We start from the raw sequence: 22063 nt of genomic DNA on the forward strand, positions 1-22063 counted from the left end.
TCGGGCTGGCTTTTTTGTTGTCTGAGCGCTGCCGGCGTCATCTTTGGGCCGGTCCCAAGGATCTAAGCCGGTTCCACAAAGTGGACGTGAATAGATGCTCGGGACAGGCCCGAGCATGACGGCGGAGAGGCTGGGCGTCCCTCTCAACTCCTGTTCCTGATCTGCGTCAGTGTCCTCGTCGGCGTCAGAGCCTCCACGTCAAGCTTCACCTCGATGATCGCCGGCTTGCCGCTCGCCCGCGCCCTCAGATAGGCCGGGCCGAAGTCCTCCGTTTTCTCCACCAGCTCGCCATGCCCGCCAAAAGCCCTGGCGTAGGCGACGAAATCCGGGTTGACGAGGTCGGTGGCGCTGACGCGGCCGGGATACTCGCGCTCCTGGTGCATGCGGATCGTGCCGTAGGTGCCGTTGTTGACGAGCACGGTGATGATTGGCAGTCCATAACGGACAGCGGTGATGAATTCCTGCCCGTGCATCATGAAGCAGCCGTCGCCGGCAAAGCAGACGACTTCGCGTTCGGGAAACAGCTGCTTGGCTGCGACCGCCGCCGGCAGGCCGTAGCCCATCGAGCCGGAGGTCGGGGCGGACTGGGTATTGTATTTCCGGAAGCGGTGGAAGCGGTGCAGCCAGGTCGCGTAATTGCCGGCGCCGTTGGTGAAGATCGTCGTGTCCTGGGTGTTTTCCTCGATCCACCGCATGATCGGCCCCATATGGACATGACCGGGACCGGTCTCAGGCGGCGTCGACCATTTCAGATAGGCATCATGCATCGCCGCGGTGCGTTCGGTCCAGGTGGGCGAGGCGGGGGCTTCGAGTTCGCTGAGGGCGGAGATGAACTCGGCAGGCGCGGCGCAGATCGCCAGGTCCGGGCGATACATGCGGCCAAGCTCTTCGGGATCGGGGAAAATGTGGACGAGTTTCTGCTTCGGATAGGGGATGTCGAGCAGCGTATAGCTGGAGGAGGGAATTTCCGACATGCGGCTGCCGAGCAGCACGAGGAGATCAGCTTCCTTGATCTCCTTCGCCAGCGCCGGATTGATGCCGATTCCGACATCGCCGGCATAGGACGGATGCAGGTGATCGAACAGCATCTGGCGGCGGAAGGAGCAGCCGACGGGGATTTTGAAACGCGCCGCGAAATCGGCGAAATCCCTGTGCGCCTCGGCGCTCCAGCGGGTGCCGCCGACGACGAACATCGGACGCCGGGCTTCTTTCAGCGCTTGTTCGAAAGCGGCGATCTGGCTCTTGCCCGGGTGACTTTCGACACGGGTATAGGCCTGCGCCTCAGGCGCCTCGACCTCTTCGATCAGCATGTCCTCCGGCAGCGTCAGCACGACCGGACCGGGGCGGCCGGAGGTGGCGACCGCAAACGCGCGGGTGACGAATTCCGGAATGCGGCGAGCATCGTCGATCTCGCCGACCCATTTGGCGAATTCGGTGAAGGCACGCCTGTATTCGACCTCCTGGAAGGCCTCGCGCTCCTTCATGTCGCGGCCGATCTGGCCGACGAAGAGGATCATCGGGATCGAATCCTGCCTGGCGATATGCAGGCCGGCCGACGCATTGGTGGCGCCCGGGCCGCGCGTCACCATGCAGATACCGGGCTCGCCGGAAAGCCGGCCCCAACTGTCCGCCATCATCGCGGCGCCGCCTTCCTGCCGGCAGACGAGGACCTCGATTCCACTCTCATAAAGAGCGTCGAGGACTGCGAGATAGCTTTCGCCGGGTACGCAGGAGATGCGCCTGACGCCGTTCGCCTTCAGCGCCTCGACGATGAGCTGCCCTCCGGTTTTCATGGCGGTCGTCATTTCCCATTCCCTCTGTTTTCGATTGACTGCAGTTCGGCCAGCACTTCGGCCGTATGCTCGCCGAGCGCCGGGCTCGGCCGGTGATAGGCAAGCGGCGTCTTAGAGAGCACGATCGGGCTGCGTACGCCCGGGATCACCGTGCCGTCTGCTGCCTCGAGGTCGATCCTGAGGCCGCGCGCCTTAACCTGCGGATCGTCGAACATCTCGGCGATCGAGTTGATCGGTCCCGCCGGCACGGCGTTCTCACCGCAGGCGGCGAGAAGCTCGGCCTTTCTCCATTTCGTCGTTTCGGCGAGAAGCAGCCGGCGTAGCTCGTCGCGATGGGCGACACGTGCCCTGTTGGTCGAAAACCGTTCATCGTCGGCGACCGCCTCGATGCCGAGGATGCGGCAGAAACGGCGGAACTGACCGTCATTGCCGACGGCGAGGATGAGATGGCCGTCCCCGGTCGGCACGACCTCGTAAGGGCTGATGTTCGGATGGACGTTGCCGAGCTTTTTCGGCGCGATGCCGGAGATCAGGTAGTTCATGTTCTGGTTGGCGAGAATGCCGGCCTGGACGTCGAGCAGTGCCATGTCGACATGCTGGCCCTCGCCGGTCTTCATGGCGTGAATGAGCGCCCCCTGGATCGCCGTCACGGCATAGATGCCGGTGAAGATGTCGGCGATCGCAACGCCCGCCTTCATCGGCTCGCCGTCGGGCTCTCCGGTGATCGACATGAAGCCGGACATGCCCTGGACGATGTAATCGTAGCCGGCGAGATTGGCGTAGGGGCCGTCCTGTCCGAAACCGGTGATCGAGCAGTAGATGAGTTTCGGATTGATCTTCTTCAGGCTCTCGTAGTCGAGGCCGTATTTGACGAGCCCGCCGAGCTTGAAGTTCTCGATCACCACGTCGGCGGTGGCGGCGAGGCGGCGGACGATTTCCCGGCCTTCCCCGGTCTTCAGATCGACGGCGATCGAGCGTTTGCCGCGATTGGTCGAGTGGTAATAGGCGGCCGAGAGGTTCTCGCCATTCGCACCCTCGACGAAGGGCGGGCCCCAGGCGCGCGTGTCGTCGCCGCCATCGGGATTTTCCACTTTGATGACGTCGGCGCCCATGTCGGCCAGCATCTGGCCCGCCCAGGGGCCGGCCAGCACGCGGGCAAGCTCGATGACGCGGATGCCGGCGAGCGGCGGCTTCTTGAATGTCTCGTTCATGGTGCCACTGAAGTCTCGGAGGTGCGCGTCACGGGCTTCAGCGACGCGACGCGGCGTTCCCGCCAGATGATGTAGAGGCCGGAGCCGATGATGATGGAAATGCCGAGCCATTTGAGGGGTTCGGGAAAATCGCCGAAAACGAGCCAGCCGAACAGGGTGGCCGAGACGATCTCGAAATATTGCAGCGGCGCGATGACCGAAGCGGGTGCCGCCCGGTAGGCATAGACCGCGATGATGCCCGACAGCGAAGCGGCGACGCCGACCCCGACGAGCCAGGCGAGCGTGAGCCAGTCCGGCATCACGGGCTGCAGGAAGGCGACGCCCGTACGGTTGCCGATCACCAGCAGCATGCCGGAAATCGGGATGCCCCACAGCGCCATCTGGAACTGCATGGCCCACGGGTCCTCCCGGTGAGCGAGGGCGCGGGTCATGAGCGCGAAGACCGCCACGCAGAAGGCGGTGACGACCGGCAGTATCGCGACGAGACCGACTTCCTGGAAACTCGGACGGATGACGATCATGGCGCCGAGAAAGCCGACGGCGCAGGCCGTGTAGCGCCGCCAGCCGATCGTCTCCTTGAGGAAGATGCTGGACAGCACCGTCAGGATGATCGGTTCGACGAAGAAGATGGCGATCGCATCCGCCACTTCCATGACCGCGAGCGCCGCCACCAAACAGACCATCGAGAGGGTGATGATGGCGGCGCGGATCGCATGGAATATGCTGAGCTTCAGCGAAAAGCTGCGCCACGACCCGTTCCACAGCACGATCGGCAGCATGCAGAGCGCCTGAAAGAAAAATCGCGCGGCGGTAATGAAGGTCGGGGAAGCGGTCTCGGTCGAAAGCTTGGAAAAGATGTCGATCAGGGGGGCGATCAGCATTGCGACGATCATCAGGCCGAGCCCGTGGACGATGCGGGTCTCGGACTGAGGCTTGGCAAGGCTGGCGGACGGCGAATTCATGATTGACCTATAGTCGCGCCGCGGGATCGAAGCACTTGAATAAATGTCATGAACTCATTCCGTTTAATGCGAGGGCCGTTTAATACGAGAGCCTTTCAACGATCAGTCGCCGTTCGAGACGTGCAGTCGTTTGCCGTCACGGTCCCTCACGCCATCGCCGGCGAGGCGATGGTGGCCTTCGCCCAGGCGGCGAATTCGGCGATGGCGCGGGCGCGCACCGTGTCGTTCAGCGTTTCGTGGCGGGTTGCCGGCCAGACCTTGGTGGTGACGTTCGAAAAGCCGTTCTTCCTGAAATGCTCGGATAGCCAGAGGATTTCGCGGCCGCCGTTGGTCGCCGGATCCTCGGCTCCGCCGATCAGGTGGATAGGCAGGTTTTTCGGCAGACGGCCGATCATCTTCGGGCCACGGAAGGTCAGTTCGAAAAGATCGAGCCACAGCGAAACGCTGGCGCCGAAACCGCAGAGCGGATCGGCGATATAGGCGTCGACGACATCCCGGTCATGGCTCAGCCAGTCGAATTCGGTGCGGTGGCCGGGAATGGATTTTCCCCAGGCGCCGAAGGTGAGTTTCGGCAGAAGGCCGCTCGGGACGTCGGAGCCTTTCAGCGCTTTTTCGGCAAGCAGGATCGCCTGCGCGGCACGACCGGCCGGACCGGGATGAAAATTGGAATTCCAGACCGCGAGGGCGTCGAAACTCTCCGGATAGTCGATGGCGGCGTTGAGGGCGATCAACCCGCCCATGGAATGGCCGAAGAGCAGCACGGGAAGGCCGGGATGGCTTGCGGCCGCCATGTCGCGCATGGCCTTCACGTCCTGCAGCACGAGGCGCACGCCGTCGCGGCGGGCAAAACGGCCGATCGGCGCATCCGGAGCCGTCGTCTCGCCATGGCCGCGGTGGTCGAAGGCATAGACATGGAAACCATGCCCGGCCATGGCTTCGGCAAAGGTCTCGTAGCGCTTCGAATGTTCGGTCAGTCCGTGGCTGACCAGAAGGATCGCCCTCGGCAATCCGCCGGCCGGCACATGGTGGAAGGCGAGGTTTGCCCCCGTCGGGCTCTGCAGCCGTCGTGTTTCCCTGAACATCTCCGCTCTCCCGCCGGTTCTCGCATTGCCCCCGGCCATCAATTCGCCTACATAGCGGCAAACCGAAATTCCCCCCCGGAGCACCTTTATCCATGGCACGTCAGTTCATCTATCACATGTCGGGGCTGAACAAGTCCTACGGCGCCAAGAAAATCCTCGAAAACGTCAACCTGTCTTTCTACCCGGACGCCAAGATCGGTATCCTCGGCCCGAACGGCGCCGGTAAGTCGACCGTGCTGCGCATCATCGCCGGCAAGGACAAGGAATATACGGGCGAGGCCTGGCTCGCCGAAGGCGCGACCGTCGGTTATCTGGAGCAGGAGCCGCAACTCGATGCGAACAAGACCGCGTTCCAGAACGTCATGGAAGGCGTGGCAGACAAGCAGGCCGTTCTCGACCGCTACAACGAACTGATGATGAACTATTCCGACGAGACCGCGGAGGAGGGCGCCAAGCTCCAGGACATCATCGACAGCCAGAACCTCTGGGACCTCGAACAGCAGGTCGAGATGGCGATGGAAGCGTTGCGCTGCCCGCCGAAGGATTCCGAGGTCACCAACCTCTCCGGCGGTGAGCGTCGCCGTATCGCGCTCTGCCGTCTGCTTCTGTCGCAGCCGGACCTGCTTCTGCTCGACGAACCGACCAACCACCTCGATGCCGAGACGATCGCCTGGCTCGAAAAGCACCTGCGCGATTATCCGGGCGCGGTGATGATGATCACCCACGACCGCTACTTCCTCGACAACGTTACCGGCTGGATCCTCGAGCTCGACCGCGGTCGCGGCATCCCGTACGAAGGCAATTACTCCGCCTACCTGACCGCCAAGGCCAAGCGCATGCAGCAGGAAGCCCGCGAAGAAGCCGGCCGCCAGAAGGCGCTGTCGCGCGAGCAGGAATGGATCGCCTCCAGCCCGAAGGCCCGGCAGGCCAAGTCCAAGGCCCGTATCAAGGCCTATGAACAGCTGGTCGATGCAGCCGAGAATATCCGGCCCGGCGATGCGCAGATCATCATCCCGGTCTCCGAGCGTCTCGGCAACGTGGTCATCGAACTGGAAGGCATCAAGAAGGGCTTCGACGGCCGCACGCTGATCAACGACCTTTCAATCAAGCTGCCGCCGGGCGGCATCGTCGGCATCATCGGCCCGAACGGCGCCGGCAAGTCGACGCTCTTCAAGATGATCACCGGCCAGGAAACGCCGGATGCCGGTTCGATCCGCATCGGCGATACCGTGCATCTCGGTTATGTCGACCAGAGCCGCGATTCGCTCGACGCCAACAAGACGGTCTGGGAAGAAATCTCCGGCGGCGCCGAAGTCATCAAGCTCGGCAAGTTCGACATGAACTCCAGAGCCTATTGCGGCGCCTTCAACTTCAAGGGCGGTGACCAGCAACAGAAGGTCGGCAACCTTTCGGGCGGCCAGCGCAACCGCGTGCATCTCGCCAAGATGCTGAAGGCCGGCGGCAACGTGCTGCTGCTCGACGAACCGACCAACGACCTCGACACGGAAACGCTGGGTGCGCTCGAAAGCGCGCTCGAAAACTTCGCCGGCTGCGCCATCATCATCAGCCACGATCGCATGTTCCTCGACCGTCTCGCAACGCATATTCTTGCCTTCGAAGGTGATGGTCATGTCGAATGGTTCGAAGGCAACTTCGAGGACTACGAGCAGGACAAGGTCCGCCGTCTCGGCCCCGATGCCCTCAACCCAGGCAGCCAGGCCTACAAACGCCTGACTCGGTGACAATTTTAGTCGCATCTTAACAAAAGCCCCGGTTTTCCGGGGCTTTTGCGTTATGAAGGCGTGAATGAAGGGTTAATTGCTCACCCTTAGATTTGATTGGGATTTTTAGCCGGGGCAGGTCAAGACATTCAAAACCTTCCGCGTGCAGTTTCCCCTTGGGGCGGTCCATATTTTTGGGACCTTAGGCGCCGTCACGGGGACGGGCTATTTTTTTGAGGGTTAATTCATGCTGCGTATGATCCAACGTCTGTCATTTAGAACGTCGCTGGCGCTCGTGGCCATCATTCCGACATCGGCCATGGTTGTTCTCGGCGTCGCGATGGCGCTCGATGCAAGCGAAGGCTACAGACAGCTCGACAAGGCGAGAACCCTGATGACTGTGGTTGCGCCTGCCGCCAGCATGATGAACGCGATCTCGGGCGAAAGCTATTCCACTCCGACCGACCGCGTTGCCGCGCGCAGCCGTGTCGATACCGTTGAGAAGAGGCTTGTCGACAACTATGCGCGTATCAAGGCGCAGGGCATGTCCGATCGCGGCCTGGACGAGACGATCGCCGGCCTGCAGGAGCGCTTCGGCCGCATGAGCGAGTTCCGCGCCAAGATCGATGCGGGCGACAAGAACCCGCTCCTGACCGCTCAATATCTGACGCCGCTGTCGCAACAGACGCTGGATGCGGTCGCTCGCGTCGGGCACCTGACCGAGGATCGTGCCCTGGCGCGGGCTGTGGACGGCATTCATGCTCTCGTGCAGGTCAACAACGGTTACGCCATCGTGACGCGCATGGGGCAGCAGTTCGCCAAGAACGGTACGCTCGCCCCCGACGAGATCGCCCGCTACGTCCAAGGTCGCCAGCAGGTCCGTATCTATGAAAAGGTCATGCGCGCCGCCTTGCTGCCGTCGGCGGCTTCCAAGCTTGAGGCATTCTGGGGGACTGCGGACGGCGCGTTCGCGCTCAATCTTCTAAAGACGTTCGACGAGATCAAGCCCTATACGCCGGCGGCCGGTGATTACGACCGCTGGACGGCCGCCATGGAAAAGCGCCGGCTGCTGGCTGCCGACATGGTCGATGAGGCCTCCACCGGGCTGCTGAGTGTCGCCGACGACATGGCATCGCAGACCCTGAACCATCTCTGGTTCATCAGCGGTGTCCTGGCTGCTCTGCTCGTCGTCGTCGCATGCTTCAGCTTCTTCGTCGCCCGCAGTCTTTCGGGCTCCATCCGCCGGATCGGCGACCGTATGGCAAGTCTGGCCTCGGGCAATACGGACGACGCCATTCCCTACGCCGATCGCAAGGACGGCATTGGCGACATGGCCCGCTCGGTGGAAATCTTCCGTGAAGCCGCCATCCGCAACCACCAGCTCGAAGCGGAGGCGGATGCCAGCCGTCGCCGTTCCGAAGCCGAGCGCATCGAACTGCAGCGCCAGGCAGAAGCCGAAGCCGAGGCGCGCCTCAATCAGGCCACCGGCGCGCTTGCAGCAAGCCTTAGGCGGCTTGCTGCCGGCGACATGCTTTGCGAGGTCGACGATGCTCTCGCGCCGCAGTTCGAGGGCTTGCGCCATGACTTCAACACGTCCGTCCGCCAGCTTCGCGACGCGCTGCTGAGCGTTGGTACCTCGGTCGCGACGGTCAACAGCGGTTCGAGGGAGATTTCCGACGCCTCGGACGATCTGTCCAAGCGCACCGAACAGCAGGCCGCATCGCTCGAAGAAACCGCAGCGGCACTGGAGCAGATCACCGCCAACGTGCTTGCCACGTCGAAGCGCACTGCCGAAGCCCGCGATGTCGTTCGGGATGCCCGGACCCGCGCCGACCAGTCCGGCCATGTCGTCCGCAACGCCGTTGCCGCCATGGAGCGTATCGAGAAGTCGTCGCAGCAGATCGGCCAGATTATCGGCGTGATCGACGAGATCGCCTTCCAGACCAACCTGCTGGCGCTGAATGCCGGCGTCGAGGCTGCCCGAGCCGGCGAGGCCGGCAAGGGCTTTGCGGTCGTCGCCCAGGAAGTCCGCGAGCTTGCCCAGCGTTCCGCCAACGCGGCGAAGGAAATCAAGGCGCTCATCTCCAACTCGGCGGTTGCCGTCGGCGAAGGCGTCAAGCTGGTCAGCGACACGGGTGAGGGGCTGACTGCCATCGAGCAGCTCGTGCAGACCGTCAACAGCCACATGGACGCGATCGCCACCGCGGCTCAGGAACAGTCGGCAGGCCTCGCGCAGGTCAATACCGCCGTCAACCACATGGACCAGTCGACCCAGCAGAATGCCGCCATGGTCGAGGAGATGAACGCGGCCGGTGCCGGCCTCGCGCAGGAAAGCGCCAAGCTCAGCGATCTGTTGTCGCATTTCCAGCTCGGCGGCGGCAGCGCTTCGAGCCAGCTCCATCAGACGGCTGCCCGCATGCGGGCTCCTTCGGCACCTGCGGCCTCTCACGCACCGGCACGTGCCGCGACGCACGCACCCGCAAGCCGTCCGGCCGCGCCCAGCCGTCCGGTACCGTCCCGCGCACCCGTCTCGCATGGCAATGCGGCGGTCGCCCAGTCTTCCGACGAATGGGAAGAGTTCTGAGCCGGAGAAAATCCGGTTATCGAAGGGCGGCTTCTGCAGCCTGTGTGAGAAGTCCGGCAAATCAGTTAAAGTGGCCGCATTGGAAACGATGCGGCCATTTTCATGGGATATATTTCAGGGACTGATCGGGGTCAGACGTCGCTGTTGCCGGCTCGGATTGAGGATTACGTTGCCGCGGATGCTGCGGTGCGGGTGATCGATGCCTTTGTCGATGGGCTTGATGTCGTGCAGCTCGGGTTCAGGCGGGCGGTTGAGGCTTCGACAGGTCGTCCCTCCTACGATCCGCGTGATCTGCTGAAGCTCTACATCTACGGCTATTGCAACGAGGTGCGCTCGTCCCGGCGGCTGGAGCGGGAATGCCGGCGTAATGTGGAGACGATGTGGCTGCTGCGTCAGCTTGCGCCGGACTTCAAGACGGTCGCCGATTTCCGCCGTGACAACGGGCCGGCGATCATCGGTGCCTGCCGGGCTTTCGTACTGATTTGCCGCGATGCCGGTTTGTTCAGCGCCCGCCTGGTGGCGTTGGACGGGTCGAAGTTCCGCGCCGTGGCCAGTGGCAAGAGGATCATGGGACGCCGTGAGATCGAAGAGGAGCGCCTTCGTCTCGATCGCAAGATTGCCGCTTATCTCTCGGGGCTGGATACGGCTGACGCCAGCGAACCGGACGATGCTGCCGATGCGGTTGCAAGCGCTATCGCATCGCTTGAGAGCCGCCAGGGTGAACTGGACCGGATGGCAAGACGGCTGGACGACGAGGGCCGTACCACGCTTGTCGATGGCGAGGCGGATGCGCGGCCGATGGGCAAAGGCAAGGGGGCAAAGCCGCCCGCCTACAATGTGCAGACCGCCGTCGATACCGATACCGGCCTGATCATCCACCATGAGGTCACCGACGAGGCGACCGACAACCGCATGCTTCATCCGATGGCAAGCGCGACCAAGGACGAACTTTGCCTGGAAAGCCTGACAGTGATTGCCGATGCCGGTTATTCCAATGGCGCCCAGGCAAGTGCCTGTGAGGACGACGGCATCAGGGCCTGCGCGCCGTCAAACCGCGCGGTCAACAATACCGGCGACGGCACCTTGTTCGATCGTCGCGCGTTCTCATACGATGCAGAGGAGGACCGCTTCATCTGTCCGGCAGGCAAGGAACTGCAGCGCAAGCAGGTCATCAGCAAGGAACGCAGCGTGCTCTATGCTGCACAGGCCGCCGATTGCGCCGCTTGTCCGCTCAAGCAACAATGTACCACGGCCACCCGAAGATACGTCCAGAGGCATCTCGATGAAGATGCGCTCAGCCGCATGCATCAACGGGCCATCCCCGACATGATGCGATTGCGTCGATGCGCCGCCGAACATCCGTTCGGCACCATCAAACGGAGGATGGCAGGCGGACGCTTCCTGACCAGAAACCTCAAGGGCACCAGAACCGAAATGGCCCTCTCCGTCCTCGCCTACAACATCATGCGCACCATCAACATGACATCAAAGCCCGCCTAGACCCAAAAACCAAAGAGGCCCCGGTCAAACCGGAGCCTCCATACGTTTTCACACAGGCTGGAAAGGCCGCCCTTTCTTTTGTCCTTTGCTTCCATTCAGTTATGGCTTGCATATCTCGCGAAATTCATATAAAGATATGTTTATATGTTGATCAGATAAGGATGCGACCGGATGGGTCTGGCGCTCGACAGCTTGGTGGATGTGTTGAAGACCGCAGGGGAGCCGACCCGCTTCCGTCTGCTTGCCTTGCTCGGTGCCGGCGATCTTACGGTCACGGACCTTACCGAAATCCTCGGTCAGTCGCAGCCCCGCATTTCCCGTCACCTCAAACTTCTTGCGGAAGACGCGCTGATCGATCGCTATCAGGAGGGTGCGTGGGCCTATTTCCGCCTGAAGCAGGAGGGCAAGGCTGCTACTCTCGTCCGCACGCTTCTGGCTGCATCCTCCGAGGATGATCCGGTGCTGCTGCGCGACAGCGAGCGGCTTGCCACCGTCAAGCGGCTCCGCGCCGAACGCGCCCAGGCCTATTTCAGCCGCAACGCCTCCGAATGGGACGAGCTGCGCCGCCTGCATGTCAGCGACGAGGCGGTCGAAGCGGCGCTGCTGAAGCTGATCGGCACGACGCCGGTCGATGCGCTTCTCGATCTCGGCACCGGCACGGGCTGGATCCTGCAGCTGCTTTCGAACCTCTATCGCCGCGCCGTCGGCATCGATGCCAGCCGGGACATGCTGGCGGTGGCGCGTGCCAATCTCGACAAGGAAGGCATCGTCAAGGCATCGGTGCGCCATGGCGACATCCTCAACCTGCCGCTGGAAGGCCAGGATTTCGACCTCATCACCATCCACCAGGTGCTGCACTTTCTCGACCAGCCGGAACTGGCGATCGCCGAAGCCGCCCGCGTGCTGCGCCCGGGAGGCCGCCTGCTGATCGTCGATCTCGCCCCGCACGGCCTCGAATACCTGCGCGACGACCATGCTCATGTGCGCCTCGGCTTTTCCCACCAGGTCATGGCGGAATGGCTGGAGAAATTCGGGTTGGAAGTCCAGGAGGCGATCGATCTGCGTTCCGGCAAGGAAGGCGGGCTCACCGCCACCGTCTGGCTCGCCCGCGACCGCCGCCTGCTGATCGCCGCGCATGCGGCGGCCGAATCTCAGACCGTCCTTTAAGGGAGCTGAACCAATGACCGCAAAGAGCGAACCTTTCAGCGTTTCCTTCGAATATTTTCCGCCGAAGTCTGACGAGATGGAGCGCCAGCTCTGGCAGACCGTCGAGGAGCTTTCGGTCTGGGAACCGGATTTCATCACCATGACCTACGGCGCCGGCGGCTCCACCAAGGAACCGACGCTCACCGCCGTCAAACGGATGATCGGCGAACTGCATCTGCCGACCGCCGCCCATCTCACCTGCGTCGATGCCTCCCGCGACGAGACCCGCGCGGTGATTGAGGATTTCCGTGCCGCAGGCGTCCGCCGCATCGTGGCGTTGCGCGGCGACCCGGCAACCGGCATCGGCACCGCCTATGCGCCGCATCCGCAAGGGTATTCCCGCACGGCCGATCTGGTGCGCGCGCTGGTGGAATACGGCGATTTCGATATTTCCGTCTCGGCCTATCCGGAAAAGCATCCGGAAAGCCCGGATATTGATGCGGACATCGAAACCCTGAAGAGCAAGGCAGATGCGGGTGCACATCGAGCGCTGACCCAGTTCTTCTTCGATAATGACGTTTTCGAACGTTATCTCGAAAAGGCGCGTGCGGCCGGGATCGCCATACCGATCGTGCCGGGCATCATGCCGATCCAGAATCTTGCCCAGCTGAAGCGTTTCGCGCGGCGCTGCGGCGCGTCCGTGCCGCCTTTCCTGGATGCCCGCCTGGAGGGGCTGGACGAGAAACCCGAGGAACGCGCGGAGGTTGCCGCCGATATCGCCGCCGAACAGATCGAGGATCTCATCCGCCGCGGCATCCACGATTTTCACATCTATACGATGAACCGCGTGCCGCTGGTCGAGGCCGTCATGAAGCGGCTCGGACGGGGCCAGGCCGCCGCTCCCCGCATCGCAGCCGCCTGATCGACGACATTAAAAACGCATGCTCCTGTAACAGGAGCATGCGTCTCATTGGAAGTGCTGATTATCAAACGGTCATGGATGCGAGAGTTATGACCGGGTAGTGGGAACTGTGGCGCTCAGATGAAGAGCATGGATGCCACGAACACAAACGCTGCACCGACTACCAGGACATTGAGAGAGTAGGTACGTCCCATTGTCTGCCTCCTTGCGTTGACCGTTAAAGTGTATGTCGGTTTCGTGGCGATTGGGAAGCGGATTCTATGCTGCGGCGCCGTCGAATCTGAAGCCGGCTTCTGGTCATGCCCTTCCAAGTTTCTGATTTTTATCAATAAACTTCTTGTTAATCTTGATGCGCAGAACGTTAAAAAGTCGTGTATGACTGTTAACTTGTGACATATTTCGTGATGGTTTCGTTCTTAATCAGGCCATTTTGCTGCGGTTGCGAAGGAGGCGCCCGTCGAGCAGGACGAGGCCGAAGCCGATCAGCAGCATGCCGATCATATCGGTCGCCTCCAGCCTTTCGCCGAGGAAAACCGCACCGAGAAGGATGGCGCTCGGAGGCACGACGAGGGTGACCAGCGAGGCGTTGGTGGCCCCCGCCACGGCGAGGATGCGGAAATAGAGCAGGTAGGCGAAGGCGGTCGACAGAAGCGCCAGGGCGAGGATCGCCAGCACGGCATTCGTGGATGGGACGGGCAACATCCAGGGCTGGTCGGCCATCAGCGACACGGGCAGCATCATCAGCGTCGAGGCCGTCAGCTGGCCGGTCGCGCTGACGGGCGCGGCGAGGTCCCTGAAACGCTTGCCGAAGATGCTGGCGATGCCATACGAGACGGCTGCGAGAACCGGCAGGACAAGCGCCCAGAAGGGCGCCGAGGCGGCCGCCGTGATGCCCGGGCCGATCAGCACGGCTGTACCCGCGAGGCCTGCCAGGCAGCCGGCAAGTTTGGCGGCCGTCAGCTTTTCGTCCGACGTAAAACTGTTGGCGATCAGCACCGTCCAGATCGGCGTCGTGGCATTGAGGATGGAGGCAAGGCCGGCGCCGATTTCTGTCTGCCCGAAGAAGATCAGCGTGTGGGGCAGGGCGTTGTTGAGGAAGCCCATGACTATGAAAGACCGCCAGCGGGCGACAAGCGTCTCGTAGAGACCGAAGCGCCCGCGCAGATAGATGTGCAGGGCCAACGCGGCGATGAAGAGGCGCAGGAAAACCAGCGTGAAAGGCGGCACTTCCAGAACCGCGACGCGGGCGAAGAAGAAGGAGCCGCCCCAGATCAGGCCGAGCAGGAGGATAAGCGCCCAGGCGGCGGCGCTGGGTTTTGTGACGGCGGTTGTCATCTGAACTATCCCTCGGGTTGAGAATGCGGGATAGCCGGAAGTCGAAAGAGTTGCCACCCGAAACTTGTCGGATGGCGATTTGGGCATCGTCCGCAGAGGCGGGACGGATTGTCGTGTGCGGGCCGCTTCAGAGCGCCGAAAGCAGGGCCTGGGTCGGCCAGCCGTCCGCCGGCAGGCCAAGGCGGGCCTGTTCCTTCTGGACAGCGGTGCGTGTACCCGAACCAAGGATCCCGTCAACCTTGCCGATATCGTGACCGAGCGCCTCGAGCTTGGTCTGCAGCGCCTTCATGCCACCGTCATCCAGGCCCTGGTCCGGCGTACCCTTCTGGTAGGTCGGAGCGCCGGAAAGCCGGGTGGCGAAATAGGCGGCCGACGTCGTGTATATGAAGGACTGGTTCCACTCGAGGTAGACGCCGAAATTCGGGTAGGTGAGGAAGGCCGGCCCCTTGCGGCCCTGTGGCAGGATGAGGGCGGCCGGAAGATTGCCGAAACCGGTATTGCCGTCGCGGGGCGTGACGCCCAGCTTGAACCACTCGCCTGCGGGAATCTCGTTGCCGAGGCCGCTCTTTTCCCAAGGCAGGTTTTCCGGCAGCGTCACTTCCTGAATCCACGGCTGGCCGGCCCTGAAGCCGAGACTCTTGATGAATTTCGCAGCTGTGAGGATGGCATCCGGGCTGCTGCTCTTGACGTTGACATGGCCGTCGCCATCGCCGTCGACGCCGTAGGCGATGATGTCTTCCGGCAGCATCTGGACCTGACCGATCTCGCCGGCCCAGGCTCCGGTATTGGTGGACGGGTTGAGGTCGCCGTGCTGCACCATCTCGATCAGCGCGATGAGCTGCGGGCGGAAGAGTTCGGGCCGGCGGCAATCGTGCGAGAGGGTCACCAGTGCATTGCGGGTGTTGAAATCACCCTGTACGGCGCCGAAATCGGTCTCCATTGCCCAGAAGGCGGTAATGACGCCGGCCGGCACGCCGAATTCCTTCTCGGCGCGGCCGAAGACGTCGGCGAGCTGCTTCATCTTCTGGCGGCCGATATCAAGGCGGGCCTGGCTGACGGTGCGTTGCGAGAATTCGAGGAAGGTCTGGCGGAAGACGCCCTGGGCACGATCCCGGGAAAGAACCTTCTGGTCGATCTGCGCACCGGCCAGCGCCTCGTCGGCGGCGCTCGCGGGAATGCCCTTCGAAACCGCTTCCGCCTTCACGCCGGCCAGGAAGGTAGCGAGATCGCCGCCACAAGCTGGTGCAGGCGTTTGTGCAAGCGCCGTTGAGGCGAGGCAGGCGGTGATGATGGAGGCGAAGGCGAGGCGGCGGGCGAAGGCAGCGGACATTAGGCGTTCCTGAAGTGAATGGGCACCGCCTCATGTCCGAAAGGTTTGTGACGGAAACGTGGGCGGCAAAGCGGTTGGCGCAGTTTTTATCGCAACCGCTTCGATATTGCCAGACCGCTGTTTGCCGCAACCGGGACGCTTATTTGCCGGCGGCCGCCACCCAGGCATTCCAGTTCTTCGTCGTGCCGGCGAAGACGTTGATGTCCATCTCGCCCTTGATGCCCGGGACGAGGCCCGTCGACGTATATTGCCAGAAGGCCCAGCGGCGATCCGCATAGATCTTGCCCGGATGTGCCGCGACCGACCGCAGCCAGAAATGATGGTTGTTGAAGGCGCCGACGAGGTTGTCGCGATGGAAGTCGACCGAGGTGTAGATGATCGGCTTCTTTCCGTAATGGGTTTCGATGCGGTTCATGAAGCGCTGCATGCTGGCTCGCACCGTCTCCGGGTCGGGGCGCAGCTTGCAGGTGGGTGAAGCGTGGTTCCATTCCATGTCGAGCACCGGCGGGAGCATGTTGGCTTCCTTCGGCACGTTGGCGATGAACCAGTCGGCCTGTTCGTCCGGCGTCGAGCAGAAATAATAGAAATGGTAGGCCGCATGCGGGATGCCGGCGTCGGCCGCGTTGCGCCAGTGGGTCACGAAGGCGGGGTCGATGCGGTCCTTGCCCTCCGTCGCCTTGATGAAGACGAAGGCTATCCCGGACTTCTTCACCGCCGCCCAGTCGATATCCGTGCTGTTCCACTTGGACAGGTCGATGCCGTGCACCTCATGCAGGCCCGGATGGTTCCTGCCGAAATCCTGCGGATCGTTGTCCTTGAAACGCATCTTCTTGACGGAAGAGGTTTCCATCAGGTCGTAACTGGTGGACGAGCAGCCGGTCACGGCGATCAGGGTCGTCGCAAGAAGGGCGATAAGAAGCCGTGGCATGAATGTCCCGCGCTGGTGACGATCGGAAGGGCCTGCCTACCATGCGAGGCATGCGTGAACCCTACGTTCACCATAACGTCGTAAAAATTCAGTTAGGGCAAGAGGGCTGACGCACCCGATCGGCCGAAAGCCGGCTTCAAAACAAACCTCAGCCGCGCCGGCGGATGACCGCATGCCAGGCATACCCCCCGCCGATCTCCTCGAAGATCATGTCGGCGTTCGCAGCAGCAAGCTTGCTTTCCAGCACTTCGTGCAGGTTCGGGCGCGGCGTGACATGGAAACGCTTCAACCACGCTCTCAGAAGCCTGCCGAACCAGCCGGGCAGCCTTTCCTGCTGGCCGAAATCGACGATATGCAGCGAGCCGTTCGGTGCGAGAGCCGCAAGGGCGGCGTCGACCGCCTTTTCCCAGTCCGGGATCATCGACAGGGCATAGGAGATCAGAATGCGGTCGAAGCCCGGGACGCCGAATTCACCCGGCGTGAAATCGGTGGCGTCCGCTACCCGGAAATCCGGCATGACCGGCTTTCCGCGGAAATTGGCGCGGGCGCTTTCCAGCATTTCGGCCGAGATGTCGAGGCCGTGGAGTTTCGCAGCCGGATAATTCCGGTGGGCGAGCAGAAGGTTGCGGCCCGTGCCGCAGCCGACTTCCAGCAGCGTCGCGCCAGGCTGAAGGTGAAGCCCGGCGATCGTCCGGTCGCGGCCGAGAAGGTAATATTTGCGGGTGATGTCGTAGATATGGCGCTGATACCGGTACATCCGGTCCATACGCTCGGCATGACCGCCGGAGAGTGAAGCACCCGCCGTCTCCGCCGCCATCAGGCTTTCTTCACGTAGATATGGAAGCCGCCGTAAATGGCGGAGCGGTCCTGGAGGTTGAGTTCGCTGGAGCGCTCCTTGAGATAGGTCCACTGATCAAGGAGAGCCTGGGAGAGGCGGCCATCCAACACGCTCTTTTCGGCAGCGGTGCGGAAGATCACGCGGGCGCCGGGGGCGGCGGTCCGGGTGATCTCGGTCCACAGGTCGTTCAGCTGTTCGTCGGTCATCCAGTCCTGCGCGTCGAGCAGCACGTAGCGGTCGACCGTTGCCGCCGCCTTCTGGGCGAGAAGTTCCGTGAAGCTCGCATGATGGACGGTGACGCGCTCCGCGTTGTCGCGGATGGCGCGGTAGTTCTCGGCCTTCAGATAGGTCGGCAGCGTGCCTTCCTCGGGCTTCGGATAACGCCGCGCGAAGGCCTGCCAGGCGAAATAGTTGTCGCGCAGCGGGAAATGGCAGGCGAGCTTTTCGAGACGCTGGCGCAGCACCGGCGCGATCGAGCCGTCGGAGGCGAGGCTTGCCAGCTCGTCATATTGCTGTGGCGGAATGCCGAGGCCGAACAGCGAGCTCTTGCGGCTGGTGATGAAGCGGATCAGTGGCTTGTCGAACAGCGGCGCGATGCGATCGTCGAAGAACTGCCGCTGTTCGCGCAGCGATTTCGCATTGGCCATCTGCGTGAGGTCGATGCCGTGCAGGCGGGCGATCAGGTGACCGGCGCCGATGAAACGGCCGAGCAGACCGGTCTTGTAGATGTTGCGGTTGAAGACTTCGACACGGCGGCGGCCGGTGAGCGAACGCCTGTCCCAATAGGCGCGGGTGGCGACGTCGAGATTGGGCGCGATGAACGTGTCGTAACCCTTGCTGTTGGTGCCGATACCGTCCATGCCGAAATGGCGGACGACGTCGCCATGGCCCGGCAAATGCCGGAAGGCGGCGAGCTTCAACCGGTTCAGCGCCACGTGATGGGGGTTCAGATCGACGACGTCGATCTTTTTCGGCGAACGGGAGAGATAGGCGAGCATGTTGCAGCCGCCGGAGCCGATCGTGACGATCGAATGTCCCTCGGAAAGCTCCATGGCGACCATGTCGATTTCCGGATCCTCCCAGATCTGTGGATAGACGAGGCCGGAGAACAGGAGGCCGAAAAGGCGTTCCGAAAAACCCTGACGCGAGAGCGCTTTATGCTGCAGAAGCGCATCCTTCAGCTTCTGGTTTTTCCGAAAACCGGCTTCCTGTGCAATGTCCGCCATGGTCGAATCCCGCCTTGTCCAGAGTTTCAGCGCGTTTAAACCGCTCATGCAACAGATTGATGACGCCGCCTGTGGCCTCTTGGCCAATGCTTCACCGGCAAGCGAAAACCCCTTCCGCCGGGTGAAGAATCCTGATTGCATGCGGCCGCGGAATGGGAGGTTTGGATGCGGCTGTTCATCAGGATTGTGAAGATTGTTTTCGCAACGCTTCTCGTGGCGTTGGTCGGGCTCGGGGTCTGGCTTTACGTCGCGCCGCCGCAGCTCCTGAGGGTCGGTAGCGGCTATGCCGCAAAAATTGTCTGTTCGAATGTCTTCCTGGCCGGCCGCAACGACAGGGAGGTGCTGGAAGTCGACGTCCAGGCTCCCGGCCATCCGCTTCTGCGCCTGATGCAGGTTTCCGTCGATCGCGCCGAGAAGCGGGTGCATGCGGCGTTGCTGGGTTTCCTTGCCGGCAATGAGGCGGTCTATCGGGAAGGGCTCGGGTGCTCGGTAACGCCGGACGGCAGCGCGACGGCGGTGCCGCGCCTTGCGCTCGGCGCCGCCCGGCCCGTCGACCAGACCATTCTCTGGCCGGATGGAGGAAAAGTCGAATCCGACCCGAAGATTGCCGCGGTTCTTTCAGATCCCGCCGTTACCGGCCCCGGCATGCGGGCCGTGGTGGTGGTCAGGGGCGGCCGGATCGTCGGCGAGACCTACGCGCCGGGTTTCTCCAGGGATACGCCTCTGCTTGGCTGGTCGATGACCAAGACCGTGAATGCCGCCATCATCGGCACGCTGGTGCGCGACGGGCGATTGTCGCTGGAGGACAAAGGCCTTTTCCCGCAATGGAAGAACGATCAGCGCGCCGATATCCGTGTCGCCGACCTTCTCGCCATGGAGAGCGGGCTCGCCTTCAATGAAAGCTACGGGACGGTCGCCGACGTGACGCGCATGCTCTTCCTGGAGCCGGATATGGCGAATTTTGCCGCCGACCAGCCGCTGGAAGCCGATCCGGGCAGCCGTTTCAACTATGCGTCCGGCACGGCCGTCATGCTCGCCAAACTGTGGATGGACCGGATCGGCGACCGCGCCGTGGCGCTCGCATATCCCAAAAAGGCATTGTTCGGACCGCTTGGGATGCGCAGCGCCATCATGGAAACGGATGCGAGTGGCACGTTCGTGGGCAGTTCCTACCTTTACGCGACGGCGCGGGATTGGGCGCGGTTTGGCCTGTTGCTCGTCCGTGACGGCATGTGGAACGGCTCTCGCATTCTTCCCGAGGGTTTCGTCGCCCAGATGCATCAGCCGAACCGGACGTCCAATGGCCGTTATTCGAAGATGCAGACCTGGCTGCCGGGCGGGGCGGCCGGCATTCCCGCCGATACGTTTATCCTCGACGGACATGACGGACAGAATGTCATCGTCATTCCATCCCTCGACCTCGTAGTGGTCAGGCTTGGATTGACGCCGGACTGGCTGAGCTACAGGCCGACCGCGCTCGTGACGGCCATCGCCAAAACGACGGCGGCGCCCTGAGGCGCCGCCGGTCGACCCGTCGATCCTATTTTTCGAGAACGTGCAGCATGTCCTTGCGCTTGGCATCGTAATAATAGCCGCGCGCATAAAGTTTGATGGCATTGTCGTTCTTGTTGTCGGCGACGAGCCAGGCGCCGCGCAGGTATTTGATCGCGTATTTGAGATTAGTCTCCGCGTCGAGCAGCCCCTGCGGCGAGCCTTCGTAGCCCATCGACTTCGCGGTCGAATACTTGATCTGCATGAGGCCCCAATAGCCGTTCTTGTGATAGGCCTTGGGATCGTATCTGCTTTCGCGATGAACGACGCGGTGCACCAGCGATTCGGGCACACCATAGAGACCGGCGTAACGCTTGATGAGCTTGCTGAGTTCCGGCGGCGCGTCGGCTGCGGTGGCGGGCATCGGCTCGCCCGGAGCGGGCGGAAACTCCATGGCGCGCAGTGCCGCGACGGCGTGCGGCTGGGCCGCGTAGGCAAGCGTGGTGGTGGACGTGGCGGATTGCGGAGTAGCCATGATCACCGGCCGGTCCGGGCGCGGTGTCGGTATCACCGATTGCAACGCCACCATATCCGGCGTCAGTTCGGGTTCGTCGAGCGCGATGGCCGCGGCGGCAGCCGGCTGGATGCGGCCTTCCGTAACGGCAGGCGCAACGCCCGGCGATACGAGACGGCCGACCTTGGCCGAGCTGGACGCCTGCTGGCGGGTGGCGGCGAGGATCGTCGAGGTTCCCGGGGTGTTCCATTCCGCCGTCGGTGCCGTCGAAGCGACGAGCGTCGAGGTGGTGCGGGCGGCCGGCGGCGGCATCATCGCCGGGCCTGGTGCGGGAGCGAAAGCGACCTGCGGCGCCATGGCCGGCGAGGCCATCGCCGCGGTCTGGACGGAGGCGGCTTCGGCGGCCGGCGGCACGGGAAGCGGAAGGCGGGTGGTCTTGGCGAGGGCTATGGTCGGCTGAGCGCCGGGTGCCTGAACTGCCGCGACCTCGGTGGCCGCCGGTGCCGTTGCCCCCACGGCGGGGGAATTGACAGGCAGATCAGACCGGTACTGGATCGTCAGTCCCTGGGCCGATGCCGTCTGCACCTGACCGGTCTGACCGCTTGTCTGATTGTTCGCGAGTGTCGATTCGCGTTCGACGCTCGAACACCCGGCGAGAGCCGAAGACATCACGCATGCCGCAGCCGTGCCGCGGCCGAGGAATCGGATTATCGCCATTGGGTCGCTTTCATAAAAAATGGTTACCCCAGTCCGCCCGAATGCCGTCCAAAGAGATTTTCCATTAACTTATTGGGCGGCGTCCGACAAGACGGTGCCGGCGGGTCATCGACCCGGACGTGGTTCAGGCCGCAATGCGACGGTAACCAGCGGACACGGCGCGCCGGGAAATAAATCGCGTATGAGGCTTGCGCGAGGCCGGATTAAGTGTAGCGGCACTGCGCCTGCGGCCGAGAACACGGCGAGGGAAGAAGACGTGGGGGGTCATTCCGGCCGCCGCGCAGACAAGGAAGGTTGCCTGCATTTCGAGGAGTTGCGGCAGGAGAGGGAGCCGGGGATCGATGAACTGGGCGAGAAGGGCTGCAAGCACTACGGCGTAACGCGGCGCGAAGGCGGACCTGCGGAAAAGACAGATGAGGATCCGGGCGGGCCGGCATTCCGGAAGATTGTCGTTATCGGCAATAGGCCCCGCGATGCGCGGGTCCTGGAAGGACCAGATCACATAGAGCGCCAGATAGGCGATGCCGATCCAGGTGAGAGTGTCGAGCACGCGCGGCAGATAGGCCGCGAGGAGCGCAAGCGGCACCATGGCGAAGATGAGCGCGACGGAAAGCCCGACGGCGGTGCCCGGAACCGTGGCGATCGCCGTGCGGCGGCCGCGTTGCAGCGAAAAACTGGCGGTGAGGCACGCAAGCGGGCTCGGAAGGAGGACGAGAAAGGTCGCTGCCGCGGCAAAAGCGAACCAGATGTCAGCCGTCATTCC

16 protein-coding genes and 1 pseudogene are annotated in these 22063 nt (G+C 62.9%); 6 read left to right on the plus strand and 11 right to left on the minus strand.

Annotated features, from left to right (window positions below):
- Positions 1 to 143: 143 nt before the first annotated feature.
- The 4 genes from DMO26_RS12870 to DMO26_RS12885 form a co-directional block, all read right to left on the minus strand.
- Positions 144 to 1805, minus strand: a complete 1662-nt coding sequence (locus DMO26_RS12870) for a thiamine pyrophosphate-binding protein (RefSeq protein ID WP_162894863.1) — start codon at positions 1803 to 1805, stop codon at positions 144 to 146.
- Complete coding sequence (locus DMO26_RS12875) at positions 1802 to 3004, minus strand: CaiB/BaiF CoA transferase family protein (protein WP_117192474.1); 1203 nt, start codon at positions 3002 to 3004, stop codon at positions 1802 to 1804. Before DMO26_RS12875 ends, DMO26_RS12870 begins: the two co-directional genes overlap by 4 nt.
- Positions 3001 to 3966 carry a DMT family transporter gene (locus DMO26_RS12880; RefSeq protein WP_117192475.1) on the minus strand — a complete coding sequence of 322 codons (966 nt, stop codon included), beginning with the start codon at positions 3964 to 3966 and terminating at the stop codon, positions 3001 to 3003. Before DMO26_RS12880 ends, DMO26_RS12875 begins: the two co-directional genes overlap by 4 nt.
- A gap of 146 nt (positions 3967 to 4112) precedes the next feature.
- Positions 4113 to 5048: an alpha/beta fold hydrolase gene (locus DMO26_RS12885; protein ID WP_117192476.1), complete on the minus strand. Its 936-nt coding sequence runs from the start codon at positions 5046 to 5048 to the stop codon at positions 4113 to 4115.
- A gap of 92 nt (positions 5049 to 5140) precedes the next feature.
- On the opposite strand from DMO26_RS12885, the gene ettA reads away from it, so the two are divergent.
- The 5 genes from ettA (at position 5141) to metF (ending at position 12921) form a co-directional block, all read left to right on the plus strand.
- Positions 5141 to 6790, plus strand: coding sequence for an energy-dependent translational throttle protein EttA (gene ettA, locus DMO26_RS12890; RefSeq protein WP_117192477.1), 1650 nt, complete (start codon positions 5141 to 5143; stop codon positions 6788 to 6790).
- Between the two features lie 226 nt (positions 6791 to 7016).
- Positions 7017 to 9353, plus strand: a complete 2337-nt coding sequence (locus tag DMO26_RS12895; protein ID WP_117192478.1) for a methyl-accepting chemotaxis protein — start codon at positions 7017 to 7019, stop codon at positions 9351 to 9353.
- Positions 9354 to 9455: 102 nt separating this feature from the next.
- Positions 9456 to 10853: an IS1182 family transposase gene (locus DMO26_RS12900; protein WP_117192479.1), complete on the plus strand. Its 1398-nt coding sequence runs from the start codon at positions 9456 to 9458 to the stop codon at positions 10851 to 10853.
- Between the two features lie 171 nt (positions 10854 to 11024).
- Positions 11025 to 12020 carry an ArsR/SmtB family transcription factor gene (locus DMO26_RS12905; protein WP_117192480.1) on the plus strand — a complete coding sequence of 332 codons (996 nt, stop codon included), beginning with the start codon at positions 11025 to 11027 and terminating at the stop codon, positions 12018 to 12020.
- 13 nt (positions 12021 to 12033) lie between these two features.
- A complete protein-coding gene (metF, locus tag DMO26_RS12910) occupies positions 12034 to 12921 on the plus strand; it encodes a methylenetetrahydrofolate reductase [NAD(P)H] (RefSeq protein WP_117192481.1) in 888 nt (295 codons plus the stop codon).
- A 420-nt stretch (positions 12922 to 13341) separates the two neighbouring features.
- Here the strand turns inward: metF and DMO26_RS12915 are convergent, their stop codons facing one another.
- The 5 genes from DMO26_RS12915 to DMO26_RS12935 form a co-directional block, all read right to left on the minus strand.
- Positions 13342 to 14256, minus strand: a complete 915-nt coding sequence (locus DMO26_RS12915; RefSeq protein ID WP_117192482.1) for a DMT family transporter — start codon at positions 14254 to 14256, stop codon at positions 13342 to 13344.
- Positions 14257 to 14383: 127 nt separating this feature from the next.
- Positions 14384 to 15586, minus strand: a complete 1203-nt coding sequence (locus DMO26_RS12920; protein ID WP_117192483.1) for a lytic murein transglycosylase — start codon at positions 15584 to 15586, stop codon at positions 14384 to 14386.
- 139 nt (positions 15587 to 15725) lie between these two features.
- A complete protein-coding gene (locus DMO26_RS12925) occupies positions 15726 to 16514 on the minus strand; it encodes a glycoside hydrolase family 25 protein (protein ID WP_117192484.1) in 789 nt (262 codons plus the stop codon).
- Between the two features lie 148 nt (positions 16515 to 16662).
- On the minus strand, positions 16663 to 17331 hold the full coding sequence (locus DMO26_RS12930; protein ID WP_117192485.1) for a class I SAM-dependent methyltransferase: 669 nt from the start codon (positions 17329 to 17331) through the stop codon (positions 16663 to 16665).
- Positions 17331 to 18578 (minus strand): DUF3419 family protein, encoded by a 1248-nt coding sequence (locus tag DMO26_RS12935; RefSeq protein ID WP_117192486.1) that lies wholly within the window; start codon positions 18576 to 18578, stop codon positions 17331 to 17333. The genes DMO26_RS12930 and DMO26_RS12935 overlap by 1 nt, the downstream gene beginning before the upstream one ends.
- A 165-nt stretch (positions 18579 to 18743) precedes the next feature.
- Here DMO26_RS12935 and DMO26_RS12940 point away from each other — a divergent pair, with 165 nt between their 5' ends.
- Positions 18744 to 20093 carry a serine hydrolase domain-containing protein gene (locus DMO26_RS12940; protein ID WP_117192743.1) on the plus strand — a complete coding sequence of 450 codons (1350 nt, stop codon included), beginning with the start codon at positions 18744 to 18746 and terminating at the stop codon, positions 20091 to 20093.
- 25 nt (positions 20094 to 20118) lie between these two features.
- Here DMO26_RS12940 and DMO26_RS12945 read toward each other — a convergent pair.
- Together DMO26_RS12945 and DMO26_RS12950 are read right to left on the minus strand one after the other, a co-directional pair.
- Positions 20119 to 20670, minus strand: a pseudogene (locus DMO26_RS12945) (transglycosylase SLT domain-containing protein); the annotation flags it as partial.
- Between the two features lie 754 nt (positions 20671 to 21424).
- Positions 21425 to 22060 (minus strand): LysE family translocator, encoded by a 636-nt coding sequence (locus DMO26_RS12950; protein ID WP_117192487.1) that lies wholly within the window; start codon positions 22058 to 22060, stop codon positions 21425 to 21427.
- Positions 22061 to 22063 lie beyond the last annotated feature (3 nt).

This window comes from Rhizobium terrae (assembly GCF_003425685.1).
Classification (GTDB): Bacteria; Pseudomonadota; Alphaproteobacteria; order Rhizobiales; family Rhizobiaceae; genus Neorhizobium; species Neorhizobium terrae.